This is a genomic window from Streptomyces sp. NPDC000075 (assembly GCF_040301925.1).
Classification (GTDB): domain Bacteria; phylum Actinomycetota; class Actinomycetes; order Streptomycetales; family Streptomycetaceae; genus Streptomyces; species Streptomyces polychromogenes.
This window is the reverse complement of sequence record NZ_JBEPFL010000004.1, coordinates 88,908-102,666: the sequence shown is the minus strand read 5'-3', so window position 1 is coordinate 102,666 and position 13,759 is coordinate 88,908. Positions and strand designations below refer to the sequence as shown.

At 73.3% G+C, this 13,759-nt stretch carries 13 protein-coding genes and 1 pseudogene; 7 read left to right on the top strand and 7 right to left on the bottom strand.

Features of this window, described 5'->3' with window-relative positions:
* The first annotated feature begins 21 nt into the window (after positions 1-21).
* Both ABT403_RS06410 and ABT403_RS06405 read left to right on the top strand, forming a co-directional pair.
* Positions 22-480, top strand: coding sequence for a Zn-ribbon domain-containing OB-fold protein (locus tag ABT403_RS06410; protein WP_344163075.1), 459 nt, complete (start codon positions 22-24; stop codon positions 478-480).
* Entirely contained in the window at positions 477-1,253 is a 777-nt protein-coding gene (locus tag ABT403_RS06405) for an enoyl-CoA hydratase/isomerase family protein (protein ID WP_344163072.1), read from the top strand. Before ABT403_RS06410 ends, ABT403_RS06405 begins: the two co-directional genes overlap by 4 nt.
* Here the strand turns inward: ABT403_RS06405 and ABT403_RS06400 are convergent, their stop codons facing one another.
* The gene (locus ABT403_RS06400; RefSeq protein WP_344163069.1) at positions 1,254-1,790 is read right to left on the bottom strand and encodes a hypothetical protein; all 537 of its coding nucleotides are present in this window, start codon (positions 1,788-1,790) and stop codon (positions 1,254-1,256) included.
* A gap of 267 nt (positions 1,791-2,057) precedes the next feature.
* Here ABT403_RS06400 and ABT403_RS06395 point away from each other — a divergent pair, with 267 nt between their 5' ends.
* Both ABT403_RS06395 and ABT403_RS06390 read left to right on the top strand, forming a co-directional pair.
* The gene (locus ABT403_RS06395) at positions 2,058-2,504 is read left to right on the top strand and encodes an SRPBCC family protein (protein ID WP_344163066.1); all 447 of its coding nucleotides are present in this window, start codon (positions 2,058-2,060) and stop codon (positions 2,502-2,504) included.
* Between the two features lie 104 nt (positions 2,505-2,608).
* Complete coding sequence (locus tag ABT403_RS06390; RefSeq protein WP_344163063.1) at positions 2,609-3,115, top strand: hypothetical protein; 507 nt, start codon at positions 2,609-2,611, stop codon at positions 3,113-3,115.
* A gap of 70 nt (positions 3,116-3,185) precedes the next feature.
* On the opposite strand, the gene ABT403_RS06385 is transcribed toward ABT403_RS06390, so the two are convergent.
* The 3 genes from ABT403_RS06385 to ABT403_RS06375 all read right to left on the bottom strand — a co-directional run bounded on the left by ABT403_RS06385 (position 3,186) and on the right by ABT403_RS06375 (position 7,325).
* Entirely contained in the window at positions 3,186-3,683 is a 498-nt protein-coding gene (locus ABT403_RS06385; RefSeq protein WP_344163060.1) for a peptidylprolyl isomerase, read from the bottom strand.
* 146 nt (positions 3,684-3,829) lie between these two features.
* Positions 3,830-6,292, bottom strand: coding sequence for a protein serine/threonine kinase AfsK (gene afsK / locus ABT403_RS06380; RefSeq protein ID WP_344163058.1), 2,463 nt, complete (start codon positions 6,290-6,292; stop codon positions 3,830-3,832).
* Positions 6,293-6,485: 193 nt separating this feature from the next.
* A complete protein-coding gene (locus ABT403_RS06375; RefSeq protein ID WP_344163055.1) occupies positions 6,486-7,325 on the bottom strand; it encodes a VOC family protein in 840 nt (279 codons plus the stop codon).
* 333 nt (positions 7,326-7,658) lie between these two features.
* Here ABT403_RS06375 and ABT403_RS06370 point away from each other — a divergent pair, with 333 nt between their 5' ends.
* Positions 7,659-8,306 carry a TetR family transcriptional regulator gene (locus ABT403_RS06370; RefSeq protein WP_344163052.1) on the top strand — a complete coding sequence of 216 codons (648 nt, stop codon included), beginning with the start codon at positions 7,659-7,661 and terminating at the stop codon, positions 8,304-8,306.
* A gap of 65 nt (positions 8,307-8,371) precedes the next feature.
* Here the strand turns inward: ABT403_RS06370 and ABT403_RS06365 are convergent, their stop codons facing one another.
* Both ABT403_RS06365 and ABT403_RS06360 read right to left on the bottom strand, forming a co-directional pair.
* Positions 8,372-8,857 (bottom strand): nitroreductase family deazaflavin-dependent oxidoreductase, encoded by a 486-nt coding sequence (locus tag ABT403_RS06365; protein ID WP_344163049.1) that lies wholly within the window; start codon positions 8,855-8,857, stop codon positions 8,372-8,374.
* Positions 8,857-10,134 (bottom strand): acyl-CoA dehydrogenase family protein, encoded by a 1,278-nt coding sequence (locus ABT403_RS06360; RefSeq protein ID WP_344163046.1) that lies wholly within the window; start codon positions 10,132-10,134, stop codon positions 8,857-8,859. The genes ABT403_RS06365 and ABT403_RS06360 overlap by 1 nt, the downstream gene beginning before the upstream one ends.
* Before the next feature lie 145 nt (positions 10,135-10,279).
* Here ABT403_RS06360 and ABT403_RS06355 point away from each other — a divergent pair, with 145 nt between their 5' ends.
* The gene (locus ABT403_RS06355; RefSeq protein ID WP_344163043.1) at positions 10,280-11,491 is read left to right on the top strand and encodes a thiolase C-terminal domain-containing protein; all 1,212 of its coding nucleotides are present in this window, start codon (positions 10,280-10,282) and stop codon (positions 11,489-11,491) included.
* Between the two features lie 446 nt (positions 11,492-11,937).
* On the opposite strand, the pseudogene ABT403_RS06350 reads toward ABT403_RS06355, so the two are convergent.
* Positions 11,938-12,195: pseudogene (locus ABT403_RS06350) on the bottom strand (hypothetical protein).
* A gap of 340 nt (positions 12,196-12,535) precedes the next feature.
* Between ABT403_RS06350 and ABT403_RS06345 the strand changes: the two are divergent.
* The gene (locus tag ABT403_RS06345; RefSeq protein WP_344163040.1) at positions 12,536-13,759 is read left to right on the top strand and encodes a helix-turn-helix domain-containing protein; all 1,224 of its coding nucleotides are present in this window, start codon (positions 12,536-12,538) and stop codon (positions 13,757-13,759) included.

The window sequence follows — 13,759 nt, the reverse complement described above, 5'->3', positions numbered from 1 at the left end:
CCCGCATCGAGGAGTCGCACGATGACCACCGCCCCCGACGCCGGAGAACTCCGGCTGCTGCTCCCCGTCCCCGACGAGGACGGCGCCCCCTTCTGGGAGTACGCCGCCCGCGGCGAGCTCCGCGTCCAGGCCTGCGCTTCCTGCGGCAGGCTCCGCTTCCCGCCCCGGCCCTGCTGCCCGCACTGCGGGTCCTTCGACTCCGAGTGGCGCCCGATGAGCGGGCGGGGCCGGATCTGGTCCTACGTCCTGCCGCACCCGCCGCTGCTGCCCGCGTACGCGGCGCAGGCCCCGTACAACGTGATCCTGGTGGAGCTCGCGGACGCCCCGCACATCCGGCTGGCCGGGAACCTGGTCAGCTCCGCCGACGCGCCGCTCGACTCGGTGGACCCGTCCCGGCTGCGGATCGGGGCGCGGGTGCAGGTGGTGTTCACCGAGACGGGCGGGATGGCCGTGCCGCGCTGGATCCTGGAGAAGCCGTGACGCCGCGGGTGGAGCGGGACGAGGAGAGCGGGGTCGCGGTCGTCACCCTGGACCGGGAGTCGCGGCACAACGCGATCGACCTCGGCACGGCGGCGGAACTGGCCGCGCTGTGGCGGGAGTTCCGCTTCGACGAGGGGGTGCGGGCGGTGGTGCTGACGGGCGCGGGGACGGCGGCGTTCTGCACCGGGATCGACCGCTCCGCGCAGGTGCCGCAGCCGGTCTCCCCGTACTCGGTGGACGACCCGCTGGTCACCGTCGGCCCCAAGGCCAACGACCTGTGGAAGCCGGTGGTGGCCGCCGTCAACGGCATGGCCTGCGGCGGGGCCTTCTACCTGCTGGGCGAGGCGGAGTTCATCGTGTCGGCCACCACCGCCACCTACTTCGACCCGCACACCTCGTACGGGATGGTCAGCGCCTACGAGGCCGTGTACATGGCCCAGCGGATGCCCTTCGGCGAGGTCGCCCGGATGTCCCTGATGGGCACGGCGGAACGGCTCTCGGCGCGGCGCGCGTACGAGATCGGCCTGGTCTCGGAGCTGGCCGAGCCCGGGGAGCTGCTCCCGGCGGCGCTGCGCTCGGCGCGGACGCTGGCCTCGTTCCCGACGGAGGCCGTACAGGGCACCGTGCGGGCCCTGTGGTCGGCGAAGCAGGCGGCGCTGCACCAGGCCCTCGCCCAGGCCCCTTCGCTGATCGCCCTCGGCAACCTCCCGCCGGAGCGCCAGGCGGAGCTCTTCGCCGCCCGCCGCCCGGGGACGGGGTTCCGGCTGCGCTGATCAGGGCGCGGGCGTGACGGAGGGGCTCGGGGACGGGGTCGCCGCCACGGTGGTCACCTCGTCGATCCGGCAGTCCTTGACGTCGCCCGCCCGGGCCGCGGCGCGCAGGAGGACGACCTGCCTGCGGGTCTGGCGCGGTTCCAGGGTGACGAGGGCGGTGGCCGTCTCGACGAGGCTCCCGCCGACGCCCTCGCGGCGCAGGGTCACGGAGAAGACGGCCGTGCGGTCGAGCCGCGAGGTGACCTCGATCGTGCTGGAGGGGTGGGCGGCGTCGGCGTCCACGCAGGACACCACGACGGCGGTGGCGGGCCCGGTGCTCGCGGTGGGCGAGGCGGAGGCGTCCGGGCCGGCGTCGGTGTGGATGCCGTCGCCGCGGCTCTTCTTCTTGGTCTTGGACTTGCTCTTGGAACTGGAGCAGCCACCCCCGCCCCCGTCGCTCTTGCCGCTCCCGCCGCTCGTGGAGAACCCGGTGAGCGAAAGCACCACCGCCACGAGCACCGCGCCGAATCTGATCCGGCGTACCCCTCCAGCCAGCATGGACCAAGCCCCTCCCCCTGAGACAAACGGCGGTCACGCTACCAGGCGCCCCCCTGCACCGCCCCGGCCCCGGCGCCCGACGTGTCGGCATTCACCACCGCACACCCGGAAGGCCCCGCTCCGCTCTCTGCGCCGCCAGCGAAGACGGCCCCTCCCCCGGCCCCCGGACGCCCGATCCGTGGTTGCATCCCTGCACCGAACCCGGCGGCAGCCGCACACCCCCGCGTCCCTTCGGTGAGCACCACGTCACCAGAGGAACACGGCACCATGCGACGCAACATCACCACCGAGATCACCATCGACGCGACCCCCGAAGAGGTCTGGGAGGTCCTGACCGACCTGCCCCGCTACTGCGTCTGGAACCCCTTCATCCGCCAGGCCGGGGGCGAGCTCGCCCCCGGCGAGCGGCTGCGGCTGACCATGTACGCGGAATCGGGCAAGCCCACCACCTTCCACCCGACGGTCAAGGTGTACGCGCCCGTGACCGAGCTCCGCTGGACGGGGCGCTTCCTCGTCCGCGGCCTCTTCGACGGCGAGCACTTCTTCCGCCTCTCCGAGGGCCCCGGCCGCACCACCCGGCTGGAGCACGGCGAACGCTTCCGTGGGCTGCTGGTCCCCTTCCTCGGCAAGCTGCTGGAGGGCACGGCCCGCAACTTCACCGCGATGAACGAGGCCCTGCGCGCCCGCGCCGAAGCGGCCCGCACCACCTCCTGAGACCCACGGCCGCCGCGCCCGCCTCCGGACGCCACGGCCGGAGTGCGGGCCCGGGGGCCCCGGGCTAGCGTCGGGATCATGACCCCTACCCCGGAGGGCCGGGCATGATCCGCAACGCAATCGGCTCGCTCATGGGTCTGATCGGAGCGACCGCCGCCGTCTGGAGCCCCTTCCGCGCCTGGTACGACGGCCGGCCCGGCCGCGACTACCGCATCGAGGAACTGTTCTCCGGCTCCGGCGTCACCACCGACCCGCCCGCCCTGCTGGGCTCGCTGCTGGCGCCGATGATCTTCGCCGCCCTGCTCACGCTGCTCGCGGTCCTGCGCCGCTCGCGCCTGCTCATGGCGCTGGCGGGCGTGGTGGTGCTGGGCGTGGCGGTGCTGTGGATGGTCCGCCAGGGCCAGGCGGCCGGGAGCCTGTCGGTCGGCGCCGACGGACAGGGCCTGGGCGACGGCCTGGCGAGCGCCTTCGGCGCGGGCGCGCTGCTGCTCCTGGCGGCGGCCGTCATGCGCGGGCGACGGCGGCGTCCCAGGGGCCGCGACGTGGACCTCGAACCCCTGCCCCGCCCCGCCCCGGAACCCGAGCCCTGGGGGCCGGGCGACCGGCCGTAGGACCCGGACGCACGGCGGCGGCCCCGCACCCCGGAAAGGGGGCGGGGCCGCCGGCGTCCGTGGACGTGGATCAGGCGGCGTCGACGACGCCGGAGGCCGCGATCTCGACCTTGCCCTTGGGGGCGCCGGACTGCGAGCCCAGGGCCTCGATCTGGTCGACCAGCGCCTGGCCCTCGACGACCTCGCCGAAGACGACGTGCTTGCCGTCGAGCCACGGGGTGACGACGGTGGTGATGAAGAACTGCGAGCCGTTGGTGTTGCGGCCGGCGTTCGCCATCGACAGCAGGTACGGGCGGTCGTGCTTCAGCTCGAAGTTCTCGTCCGCGAACTTCTCGCCGTAGATGCTCTTGCCGCCGGTGCCGTTGTGGTTGGTGAAGTCACCACCCTGGAGCATGAACTGGGGGATGATGCGGTGGAAGCCGGAGCCGGCGTAGCCGAAGCCGTTCTGGCCCGTGGCCAGCTCGCGGAAGTTGCGCGCGGTCTGCGGGACGACATCGTCGAACAGGTTGAAGACGATGCGGCCGGCGGGGGCGCCGTTGATGTTGATGTCGAAGAAGACGTTGCTCATGGGTCCCATCCTGTCACTCCCGGTGCGGAAGGCGACCCGGCGGGGCCCCGCAGCCTTCCGACACACCGCCCATACGGGGCATTCCGGGCATGTTCGAGGGGTGTTCGAGCGGGGCCGGGACGCCGTGCGCCCCGGCCCCCGTCCCGTCAGCCCCCTGTACGGGTGCCCGTGCCCTTGGCGGCGTCCAGGGCGTACACGCAGCGGTCCTTGCTGCACGCGTACACCACGCCCGCCTCCGCCACCGGCGCGCCGGTGATCTCGCCGCCCGTGGCCAGCTTCCAGCGCAGCTGCCCGCCCGCCGCGTCCAGGGTGTACAGGCAGTGGTCGGCCGAGCCGAAGTGGACCCGGCCGTCCGCGACCACCGGCGGGCCGGTGATCTCCCCGCCCGCCGCGAACCGCCACTTCGGGGTACCGGTGACCGCGTCGAGCGTGTACAGGGCGCTGCCCGAGCCCAGGTGGACGTTGCCGCCCGCCACCAGCACCGGGTCCGCCGCCGGGCGGGGCTCGGTGGCGATGCGCCAGCGGTCCTTGCCGGTGGCCGCGTCCAGGGCGTAGACGGTGCCCAGGTAGTCGGCGAGGTACACCCCGCCGCCGGTGACGGCCGGACCCGGCGCGAACGCGGGCGGGGCCAGGAAGACGGCCGGGGCCTCGAAGTGCCAGCGGACCCGGCCCGAGGCCCGGTCGACGGACAGCACCCGGGTGCCGGCGGCCACGTACACGTTGCCGTCGGGGGCCGGGGTGACGCGGACCGGGACGTTGCCGCAGGAGGCCGCGTCCCCGACCGGGTACGACCAGGCCTCCAGCCCGGAGCGGGCGTCGAGGGCGCGCAGCCGGGCGTCCTGCCAGACGTACACCGTGCCGTCGTGCAGGACGGGGGCCGCCTCCGGGGTCTCGAAGTCGGACTGGGCGCCGCTCAGCTCCCACAGCTTCTGCCCGTTCGAGGCCTCCCAGCCCTGCACGCCGCCGCCGCGCGTGGCGGTGATGACGGTGCCCCGCTCGGCGCGCAGCGCGTACACCCAGGCGTCGGCGTTCAGCCGCCACCGCTCGGAGCCGTCCTTGGCGTCGAGGGCGAAGAGGGAGGGGCCGTCGGAGGCGTGGATGCGGCCGTCGGCGACCGCCATGGACCAGGCGACGTCCCGCGTCTTGAACTGGCGCCGGCCGCTGCCGACGTCCAGGGCGTGCACCTCGAAGGAGGTGACGTACAGCAGGTCACCCGCGACGGTCGGGGTGCCCCACACCTCGTTCGACATGCGGAAGCGCCACGGCCGCCAGCGGCCGCTGTCCGGCGCCGGCCCGGGCGCCGGTACGGACGGGGCCGCCACACCGGCGGCGGACGACGGGGTCCCGGCCGGCGGACGTACCCAGCCCGTCGCCGAGTCCGGGGCGGCGAGCCCGGCCGGGGCCGAGGCCGTCGCACGCGGGCCGGGCCCGATCGGCACCGGAGAGCCGCCCAGGCGCACGGGCGCGCCCGGCAGCGAGGAGACCGGCGACATCGGCGGCCGGTCCGGGCGCGGCGGCAGGGACTGCCCGGTCCGCGGGTCGGTGAACGGGTCGGCGGTGCCGCGCGCGGGCCGGCGGTGCGTCGCCGGTCCGGAGGCCGGCGGCGCGGAGGCGGCGTGCCCGGAGGCGGCCGCGTGCCCCCGGGCGGGCGCGGAGCCCCCTTGCGGGGCCTGCGAGGGGCCGCCGGGCGCCGGCACGCCGGGGACGGGCGTACGGTTGCCCGCGCGCCGGGCCTCGATCATCGCCACGGCCCGCGCCGGGAGCCACGCCGAGGCGGTCCCGCTGTCGTCGCCGCCGTCGAAGAGGTGCGGGGCGAGCTGCGCCTGGAGGTCGGCGGGGGTCGGGCGCTGGGTGGCGTCCATCTGCATGCAGGAGTCGATCAGCGGCCGCAGCTCGTCCGGCAGCCCGTCGAGGTTGGGGCCCTCCCGCAGCAGCATGAACACCGTCTCAACCGGGTTCGCCCCGTGGTACGGCGGGTGCCCGGTCGCCGCGAAGACCAGGGTGGAACCGAGCGAGAACACGTCGCTGGCGCCCTTGACGCTGCGGGAGTCCTTCGCCTGCTCCGGCGACATGTAGGCGGGGGTGCCGACGGCCACGTTCGTCATCGTCAGCCGCGTGTTGGACACACCGCTCGCGATACCGAAGTCGATCACGCGCGGCCCGTCCTCGACGACCAGCACGTTCGACGGCTTCAGGTCGCGGTGGACCAGGCCCGCCCCGTGGATGGACTGCAACGCCTCGGCGATGCCGGCCGCGAGCCACCGGACGGCCTGCACGGGCATCGGCCCGCACTCGTTGACGATCTCCTCCAGCGAGGGCGCCGGCACGTACGCGGTCGCCAGCCACGGCACGGCCGCGCGCGGGTCGGCGTCGACCACGGCCGCGGTGTAGAAACCGGACACCGCGCGGGCCGCCTCCACCTCGCGGGTGAACCGCACGCGGAACAGCTGGTCCTCGGCGAGCTCGGTGCGCACCGTCTTGATCGCGACCCGCCGACCGGACGCCGACCGCGCGAGATAGACCAGCCCCATGCCGCCGGCGCCGAGCCGTCCCAGCACCTCGAAGGGGCCGATCCGTCTCGGGTCGTGCTGCGTCAGCTGCTCCACCACTCGCCTCCACACCTCCCCGTACGGGCCCTCTGCCCGGGCCCGCTCTTCCACGGCGCGTCCGCCGGCGCGCACCGGCACGGCGGACGGCCGCCCGGCGTCCCGTGCGGCGCCACCGGCGGAACGGCGCCCCGTTCCGCCGCGTGCGGCGTCCGACTCCGGGCCCGTGGCCAGGAGTCGCGCAATCCTGATTCTGTCAGGCCCGCGCCTGGTCCGGCCCCGGCTCCGGGTCTCCGGCGCCGCGCGGCTCCGACAGGAGGGCGAAGACGGCCCCCTGATTGTCGGCGACGACGGCGATCCGGCCGTACGGCGTGTCGAACGGATCGGCGGTGACGCGGCCGCCCAGCCGCTGCACCGCGGCCACGCTCGTGTCGCAGTCGGGGACGGCGAAATAGGCCAGGAAATGGGCCGGCATGATCTCCGGGAAGGCGTCGGTGATCAGGCTGCGGCCCAGGATCGCGGTGGCGGCGCCCGGCGCGCCGCCGGGCGGGGACCACAGGCGGTACTCGGCGCCGTCGGAGCCGCCGGGGTCCTCGGGGTCGTCCTGGTCCTCGGGGACGTAGCCGAAGACGGTGGCGTAGAACACGTCGACCGCGTCGCGGGCGCGGGTGTAGAGCTCGGCCCAGCAGTACGTGTACGGCTCGCCCTGGGCCTCGAAGCCGTGGTGGGTGCCGGGCTGCCAGAGCCCGAAGACGGCCCCGCCGGGGTCGGCGGCCATGGCGGCGGTGCCGTAGGGGCCGACGGGCTGGGGGTCCATCACCATCTGGCCGCCGGCCGCGCGGATACGGGCGGCGCAGGCGTAGGCGTCGGACGTGTACAGGTAGACGCCCCAGACGGTGGGCATGCGGCCGTCGGGCTTGGGGGCGAGGGCGGCGACGTTGCGGCCGCGGCTGTAGGCCTGGGTGTAGCCGCCGTACTGGCCGGAGCTGTCGCTGAAGGTCCACCCGAAGAGCTCACCGTAGAAGCGCTTGCCGGCCTCGACGTCGGGGAGCGAGGCGTCGACCCAGCAGGGGGAGCCTTCCGCGAATGCGACCATGGGGAGGTTCCTTCCGGTTCCGCTGGGTCCGTCCCTGATGGACATGATCCGCCCGGAATATTGTCCACACCCTGTTGATAAGACTATTCGGGGGATACGGGGGAGTAACGGGGCTTGTGGGGTGGGGCGCGGGCGGGGCGCGGGCGGGGCGCGCCCCACAAGGCCCTGCCCCCGGCCGCCGCCCGGTCCCTGCCCCGGTCCCCGCCCCGCAATTCGGCCGAAATCCGCCGTCGCAGGGCACCCCGCGAACGCCGCCTGGCTGGTCGGCGGGCCCGTAACCCCATTTGCAGGCGGCCGAATAGCGCGCCGGAGCCCCCTCGGTAAGCTGACGGCATGACAGGACAAGTACGCACCGTCGACGGGCGTGTCGCCGGCCGGCGCGGCCAGGCGACGCGGCAGAAGCTGCTCGACTGCCTCAGCGAGATGCTCAGCTCCTCGCCGTACCGCGACGTCAAGGTGATCGACGTCGCGCGCAAGGCCGGTACCAGCCCCGCCACCTTCTACCAGTACTTCCCGGACGTCGAAGGTGCCGTCCTGGAGATCGCCGAGGAAATGGCCACGGAGGGCGCTCAGTTGACGGCGCTCGTCGAGGGCCGCAACTGGGTCGGCAAGGCCGGCTGGGCGGCCGCCGAAGAACTCGTCGAGGGATTCCTGGACTTCTGGCGCCGCAACGACGCCATCCTGCGCGTGGTCGACCTCGGCGCGGCCGAGGGCGACAAGCGGTTCTACAAGATCCGCATGAAGATCCTGAACTCCGTCACCAACTCCCTTACGGAGTCGATGAAGGAGCTCCAGGCCAAGGGCAAGGTCGACAAGGAACTCAGCCCGGCGGCGATGGCCGGCTCCCTGGTGGCGATGCTGGCCGCGGTCGCCTCGCACCAGAAGGGCTTCCAGACCTGGGGCGTCAAGCAGGCGGAACTCAAGCCGAACCTGGCACTGCTCGTGCACCTGGGCGTCACCGGCAAGAAGCCGACCAGGTGACGGCGGACCCCTCGCAGGGGTCCGCCGGCCCGACGCGCAGGCCCGTGGGCCCGTGACGTCCGCGATCAGCGCCGCTCCAGGCGGAACAGCCTGATCTCGCGCTCGATGCGCGCCTGGTACGTCGCGTACGGCGGCCAGAACCTCAGTACCGCCCGCCACGCCTCCGCCCGTTCGGCCCCCTCCAGCAGGCGGGCCCGTACCGCGATGTCCCGCCCCTGCCAGTTCACGTCCGCGTCCGGGTTCTTGAGCAGGTTCCCGGTCCAGGCCGGGTGGCCGGGGCGGCCGAAGTTGGAGCCGATCAGCAGCCAGCTCGCGCCTCCCTCCTCCGGCATGCACGCGAGCGGGGTGGTGCGCGGCTCACCGCTCTTCGCCCCCCGGACGGTGAGGATCACCCCGGGCAGCATCCGGGCACTGAGCAGCACCTTCCCGCCGGTCAGGCGGTGGACCGCCTTGTCCATGGCGGGGATGAAGTGCGGGGCGATCCGGGCGAAGAGGAGGGTCGAGGAGACCTTCTGCATGAGCCTGACGGGGAGCGTCGTGCCGGGAGCCATCAGACGGCCGCCTTCCGGAGGGTCGCGGACGGGTCGGGTGCGGGCGGTTCGGGTGCGTGCGTGGCGGACGGTTCGGGCGTGGCGGGCGTGGGCGGTCCGGGCGTGGCGGGTCCGTCGAAGAGGCCGGCCCGGTGCGCGGCGTGTGCGCGGAGCCGGTGGACCGGGCCGAAGAGCAGCTCGTCGGCGGCCGCCCGCTTGAAGTAGAGGTGGGCGTCGTGCTCCCAGGTGAAGCCGATGCCGCCGTGCAGCTGGATGGCCTCCCCCGCCGTGACCCGCAGCGCCTCCAGGGCCTGGGCGAGGGCGAGGGCGCCCTGCTCCTGGTCCCAGGCGGCGTAGTAGACGGCCGAGCGGGCCGCCTGGACCTGGACGTAGAGGTCGGCGAGGCGGTGCTTGACCGCCTGGAAGGAGCCGACGGGCCGGCCGAACTGCTCGCGCCGGCCCACGTACTCCACGGTCCGGGCCAGCGCCTGCCCGGCCGCGCCGACCGCCTCGGCGGCGAGGACGGTGGCGGCCAGGAGGCCGGTCGCGGCCAGGGCGGTGAGGGGGTCGGCGCCGCCGTGGACGTCCTCGCCGAGCAACTCGGCTTCCACGTCCCGCAGTTCGATGCGGCCCTGCGGCCGGGTCTCGTCGAGGGTGGCCTGCCGGGCCCGTACGAGACCGGGCGCGTCCCCGCGTACGAGGAACAGCAGGGTCCGGGCCCGGGCGAAGCCGCCGGTGTGCGCGGCGACCAGGAGCAGGCCGGCGTCGTGCCCGTCGAGGACCTGGGCGACCTCCCCGTAGAGCCGCCAGCCGCCGGCGTCGGCGCGCGCCTGCACTCCGCCCGCGCGGCCCCCGCCGGCCCAGTCGCCGGGGGTGTTGTCGCCGGTCAGGGCGAGGGCGGTGGCCAGGGCGGGGCCGGGGACGGCGAGCGCGGCGGTCAGCTCCCCGGCCGCGAGCGCGGGCAGCAGGGCCGAGCGCTGGGCGGCGGTGCCGAGGGCGCCGACCAGCGGGGCGGCGAGGGCGGCGGTGGCCAGCAGCGGGGAGGGCAGCAGCACGCGCCCGGTCTCCTCGCAGGCCAGCGCCAGGTCGGAAGGGGCGCAGCCGACGCCGCCGTACTCCTCGGCGATGGCGATGCCGGGCAGTCCGAGCTGCCGGGAGAGCTGCTGCCACAGCTCGCGGTCGTGTCCGGCGTCGGTCCGGACGGCGTTCTTGACCTCGTCCGGGCCGCAGTGTTTGCCCAGGATCTCGCGCAGGGTACGGCGCATCTCGTCCTGTTCCGCGGTGAAGGCGGCATCCATCGTCGGGGCTCCCTCCCGTATCTGACGGGGCGTCATGTTAGGGCGGCGGGAGCGAGAAGCACAGGGTGCGGGGGGTGGGGTTTCGGGGTTTCGGAGGCTGGTGCGGGGTTACATCTGACAGGTCGTCAGATGTACCGTCTCTCCCATGCCTGGACCCCTGTCTGAACCCTCCTCGCCCCCCACACCCCGCCGCCGGGTCGCGGTGGTCGGCGTCGCCCTCTCGGACTGCGGGCGGGTCGACGGACCGACCCCGTACGCCCTGCACGCGCAGGCCGCCCGCCGGGCCCTCGCCGACTCCGGCCTCGACCGCTCGGTCATCGACGGCTTCGCCTCGGCCGGCCTCGGCGTACTCGCCCCGGTGGAGGTGGCCGAGTACCTCGGACTGCGGCCCACCTGGGTCGACTCCACCTCCGTCGGCGGCTCCACGTGGGAGGTCATGGCCGCCCACGCCGCCGACGCCATCGCCGCCGGCCACGCCAACGCCGTCCTGCTGGTCTACGGCTCGACGGCCCGCGCCGACATCAAGGCCCGCCGGCGCACCTCGAACCTGTCCTTCGGGTCCCGGGGACCGCTCCAGTTCGAGGTCCCGTACGGACACACGCTGGTCGCCAAGTACGCGATGGCCGCGCGCAGGCACATGCACGAGTACGGGACGACGCTGGAACAGCTCGCCTCCGTCGCCGTCCAGGCCCGGGCCAACGCGGCGGCCAACCCGGACGCGATGTTCCGCGACCCGATCACGGTCGAGGACGTGCTCACGTCCGACCCGATCGCCGACCCCTTCACCAAGCTCCACTGCTGCATCCGCTCGGACGGCGGCTGCGCGGTGCTCCTGGCGGCGGAGGACTACGTCCCGGACACGGCGAAGGCGCCGGTGTGGGTGCTGGGGACGGGCACGTCCGTCTCCCACACGACGATGTCCGAGTGGGAGGACTTCACCGTCTCCCCCGCCGCCGTCTCGGGCCGCCGGGCCTTCGCCGCCGCCGGCCTCACACCGGCGGACGTGGACCTCGCCGAGATCTACGACGCCTTCACGTACATGACCCTGGTGACGCTGGAGGACCTCGGCTTCTGCGCCAAGGGTGAAGGCGGCGCCTTCGTGGAGAAGGGCCGCCTGCTCCGGGACGGCGAACTCCCGGTCAACACGGACGGCGGCGGCCTCTCCGCCTGCCACCCGGGCATGCGCGGCCTGTTCCTCCTGGTCGAGGCGGTCCGCCAACTCCGCGGCGAGGCGGGCCCGGACCGCCAGGTCACGAAACGGGGCACCGCCGGCGCCACCCTGCCGGAGGTCGCCCTGGCGTCGGGCACGGGAGGCTGGTTCTGCTCCTCGGGAACGGTCCTGCTGGGACGGGGGTGAGGGGGCGGGAGCGGGCCGGGCGGGACCTGAGGTTGTCGGGGTCTGACCTGGGCGGTCTCAGAGAAGGCTTGGGGGTTTCCCGTCAGTCCCATCGTCCTTCCGCGTCGGGCCGGCCTGTCAAGGGCGCTCCTTCGTCGCGTCGCTTCGCGATGGCCTTCGGCCACCCTTGACAGCCCGTCCCGCCACGGAAAAACGAAGACTGCCGGGAAACCCCCAAAGGAACGGGACGGACCGGAGATGGACATACGGCCGTGTCAGGGATCAGCCGGGCAGGCCGGGGGTCGCCTCGCCGGGCATCCGGCCCCCCTCACCGTCAATCGGCGCCACCCCACGCACCAGATCGCTACGCGCTCCTGTCGTATCGGCGTCCGGCGGCCGTCTGGGGCCGCTACCCGCACCAAATGCCGATCAGGCAGGCACCCAGGACCGGTGCGCGCGTCAGATCGCTACGCGCTGCCCAGATCCCGGCGTCTCCCGGCCGTCTGGGGCTGGTCATAGGCGGGCTGGACGTTGGCGGCGGCCGTGGTGAACTCGCGACCGGAGGCGTTGCGGATCTACGCCAGTTCCATCCAGTGTTCGTAAACGTCTGCGTCCGAGACGTTCTCGTTGATCACGGCCATCAGCACGCCCTCGACGCCGGAGGCGATGTCGCGGACGCGACGGCGGAGAAGGCGGTGCGGGACGTACTCGTACTGCTCACTCATGTGGCGGCTCCTCGAAGGAGTCGAGGAAGCGCTCCCAGCCGGCCAACGCCCGGTCGAGCAAATCCGGGGTGGGGTCCCTCACCACCGCCATGCTCAACGAGGGCCCTTCGTCTGTGGAGTGGGTGATGCGGAGCATGCCGCTCGACGATGCCCGCTGCGATGGATGGGCGGCCTCAATCGACCGTGGTGATTTCTGCATGACAACTCCGATCTCTCCGGTGGGGGAGGATCAACCGGGTACTCGGTCTGCTGTGAAAGTAGTCATGGCGCCTCTCGACACCCCGGAAAAGCCTTCCGGGGTCCGCTCGGGCTGTGAGGTGATGCTCAGGACATGCGTGGGATGACAACGAACCTGACCATCGGCGAACGCGTCGCCTGGTACCGCCGCCGCCGTGGCATGCCCCAAGAGGTCCTGGCCGGTCTTGTCGGACGTACCGCGGACTGGCTGAGCAAGGCGGAGAACAACCGGATCGAATTGGACAGGCTCTCGGTGATCACCTCACTCGCCGAAGCGCTCGATGTCTCCCTGGGGGATCTGCTCGCCGAGCCGAACCTCATGGAATGGTCGGCCGACAGCGGCCATCGCACCGTCCCCGCGTTGCGCGCAGCGCTCATGGACTACACCCAGCTCACGCCTTTGCTGGGACATACGCCGAGTGACGAACCACCTGCTCTACAGGACCTTCGGACCGACGTGGCCGAGGTCCTCGACGCCTACCAGGCGTCCCGTTACGGCTTCGCCACTCGGCGTTTCCCACGCCTCCTCGCCGATGCCCACGCCGCATCCCGCGCCTACTCGGGGCGCAAGGGGGAAGAGGCTCATGCGCTGCTCGCCCTGGCCTATCACGGGGCAGCCATGGTGCTGGGCAAGGTCGGCGAGGCGGAGCTGGCGTGGATCGCCGCTGACCGTGGCCTGGCGGCCGCGCAGCACAGTGGACGAAGCGCGGTAACGGGTTCGCTCTTCCGTGCGGTTACCCACTGCCTCCTTGCCACAGGGCACTTCGCAGCGGCGATTCAACTCGTGCACGACGCGTCAGGCGTCATGCGGCCTGGACTGGACGACGCGGGCGGCGAATACGTTTCCGTATACGGCTCGCTCTTTCTCGCCGGGGCCATCGCTGCCGCGAGGGCAGAAGACCGAGCGACCGCGCATGCCTTCCTCCAGGAGGCCGATAAGAGTGCGCAACGACTCGGCGGCGACGCCAACCACATGTGGACGGCCTTCGGTCCGACCAACGTGGCCATACATCGTGTGGCTGCGGCAGGAGAGCTCGGCGACATCCAGATCGCTGCGGATCTCGGTCCGCAAATCGACACCAGCGGCATGCCGGTGGAACGGCGTGCGCGGCATGGCATCGAAGTCGCACGTGCACTGAGCGCCCGGAACCGAACCGACGAGGCCTTGGCCGTCCTGCTGGAGGCCGAGCAGCTCGCTCCCGAACAGGTACGACACCACTACTTGAGCCGAGAACTGGTCATCGGATGGGTGCGCGGCACCCGAGGCCGTCCGGCCCATCCCGTGGTCGGCCTGGCCCGTAGGCTCCGCATCATTGACGGGGGCTAG

Coding starts and splice junctions, on each gene's coding strand:
- ABT403_RS06360 (WP_344163046.1), bottom strand. CDS start 10,134: ATGGATGCCGCCTTCACCGCGGAACAGGACGAGATGCGCCGTACCCTG.
- ABT403_RS06375 (WP_344163055.1), bottom strand. CDS start 7,325: ATGGTCGCATTCGCGGAAGGCTCCCCCTGCTGGGTCGACGCCTCGCTC.
- ABT403_RS06365 (WP_344163049.1), bottom strand. CDS start 8,857: ATGGCTCCCGGCACGACGCTCCCCGTCAGGCTCATGCAGAAGGTCTCC.
- ABT403_RS06400 (WP_344163069.1), bottom strand. CDS start 1,790: ATGCTGGCTGGAGGGGTACGCCGGATCAGATTCGGCGCGGTGCTCGTG.
- ABT403_RS06390 (WP_344163063.1), top strand. CDS start 2,609: ATGATCCGCAACGCAATCGGCTCGCTCATGGGTCTGATCGGAGCGACC.
- ABT403_RS06410 (WP_344163075.1), top strand. CDS start 22: ATGACCACCGCCCCCGACGCCGGAGAACTCCGGCTGCTGCTCCCCGTC.
- ABT403_RS06370 (WP_344163052.1), top strand. CDS start 7,659: ATGACAGGACAAGTACGCACCGTCGACGGGCGTGTCGCCGGCCGGCGC.
- ABT403_RS06385 (WP_344163060.1), bottom strand. CDS start 3,683: ATGAGCAACGTCTTCTTCGACATCAACATCAACGGCGCCCCCGCCGGC.
- ABT403_RS06345 (WP_344163040.1), top strand. CDS start 12,536: ATGACAACGAACCTGACCATCGGCGAACGCGTCGCCTGGTACCGCCGC.
- ABT403_RS06355 (WP_344163043.1), top strand. CDS start 10,280: ATGCCTGGACCCCTGTCTGAACCCTCCTCGCCCCCCACACCCCGCCGC.
- ABT403_RS06395 (WP_344163066.1), top strand. CDS start 2,058: ATGCGACGCAACATCACCACCGAGATCACCATCGACGCGACCCCCGAA.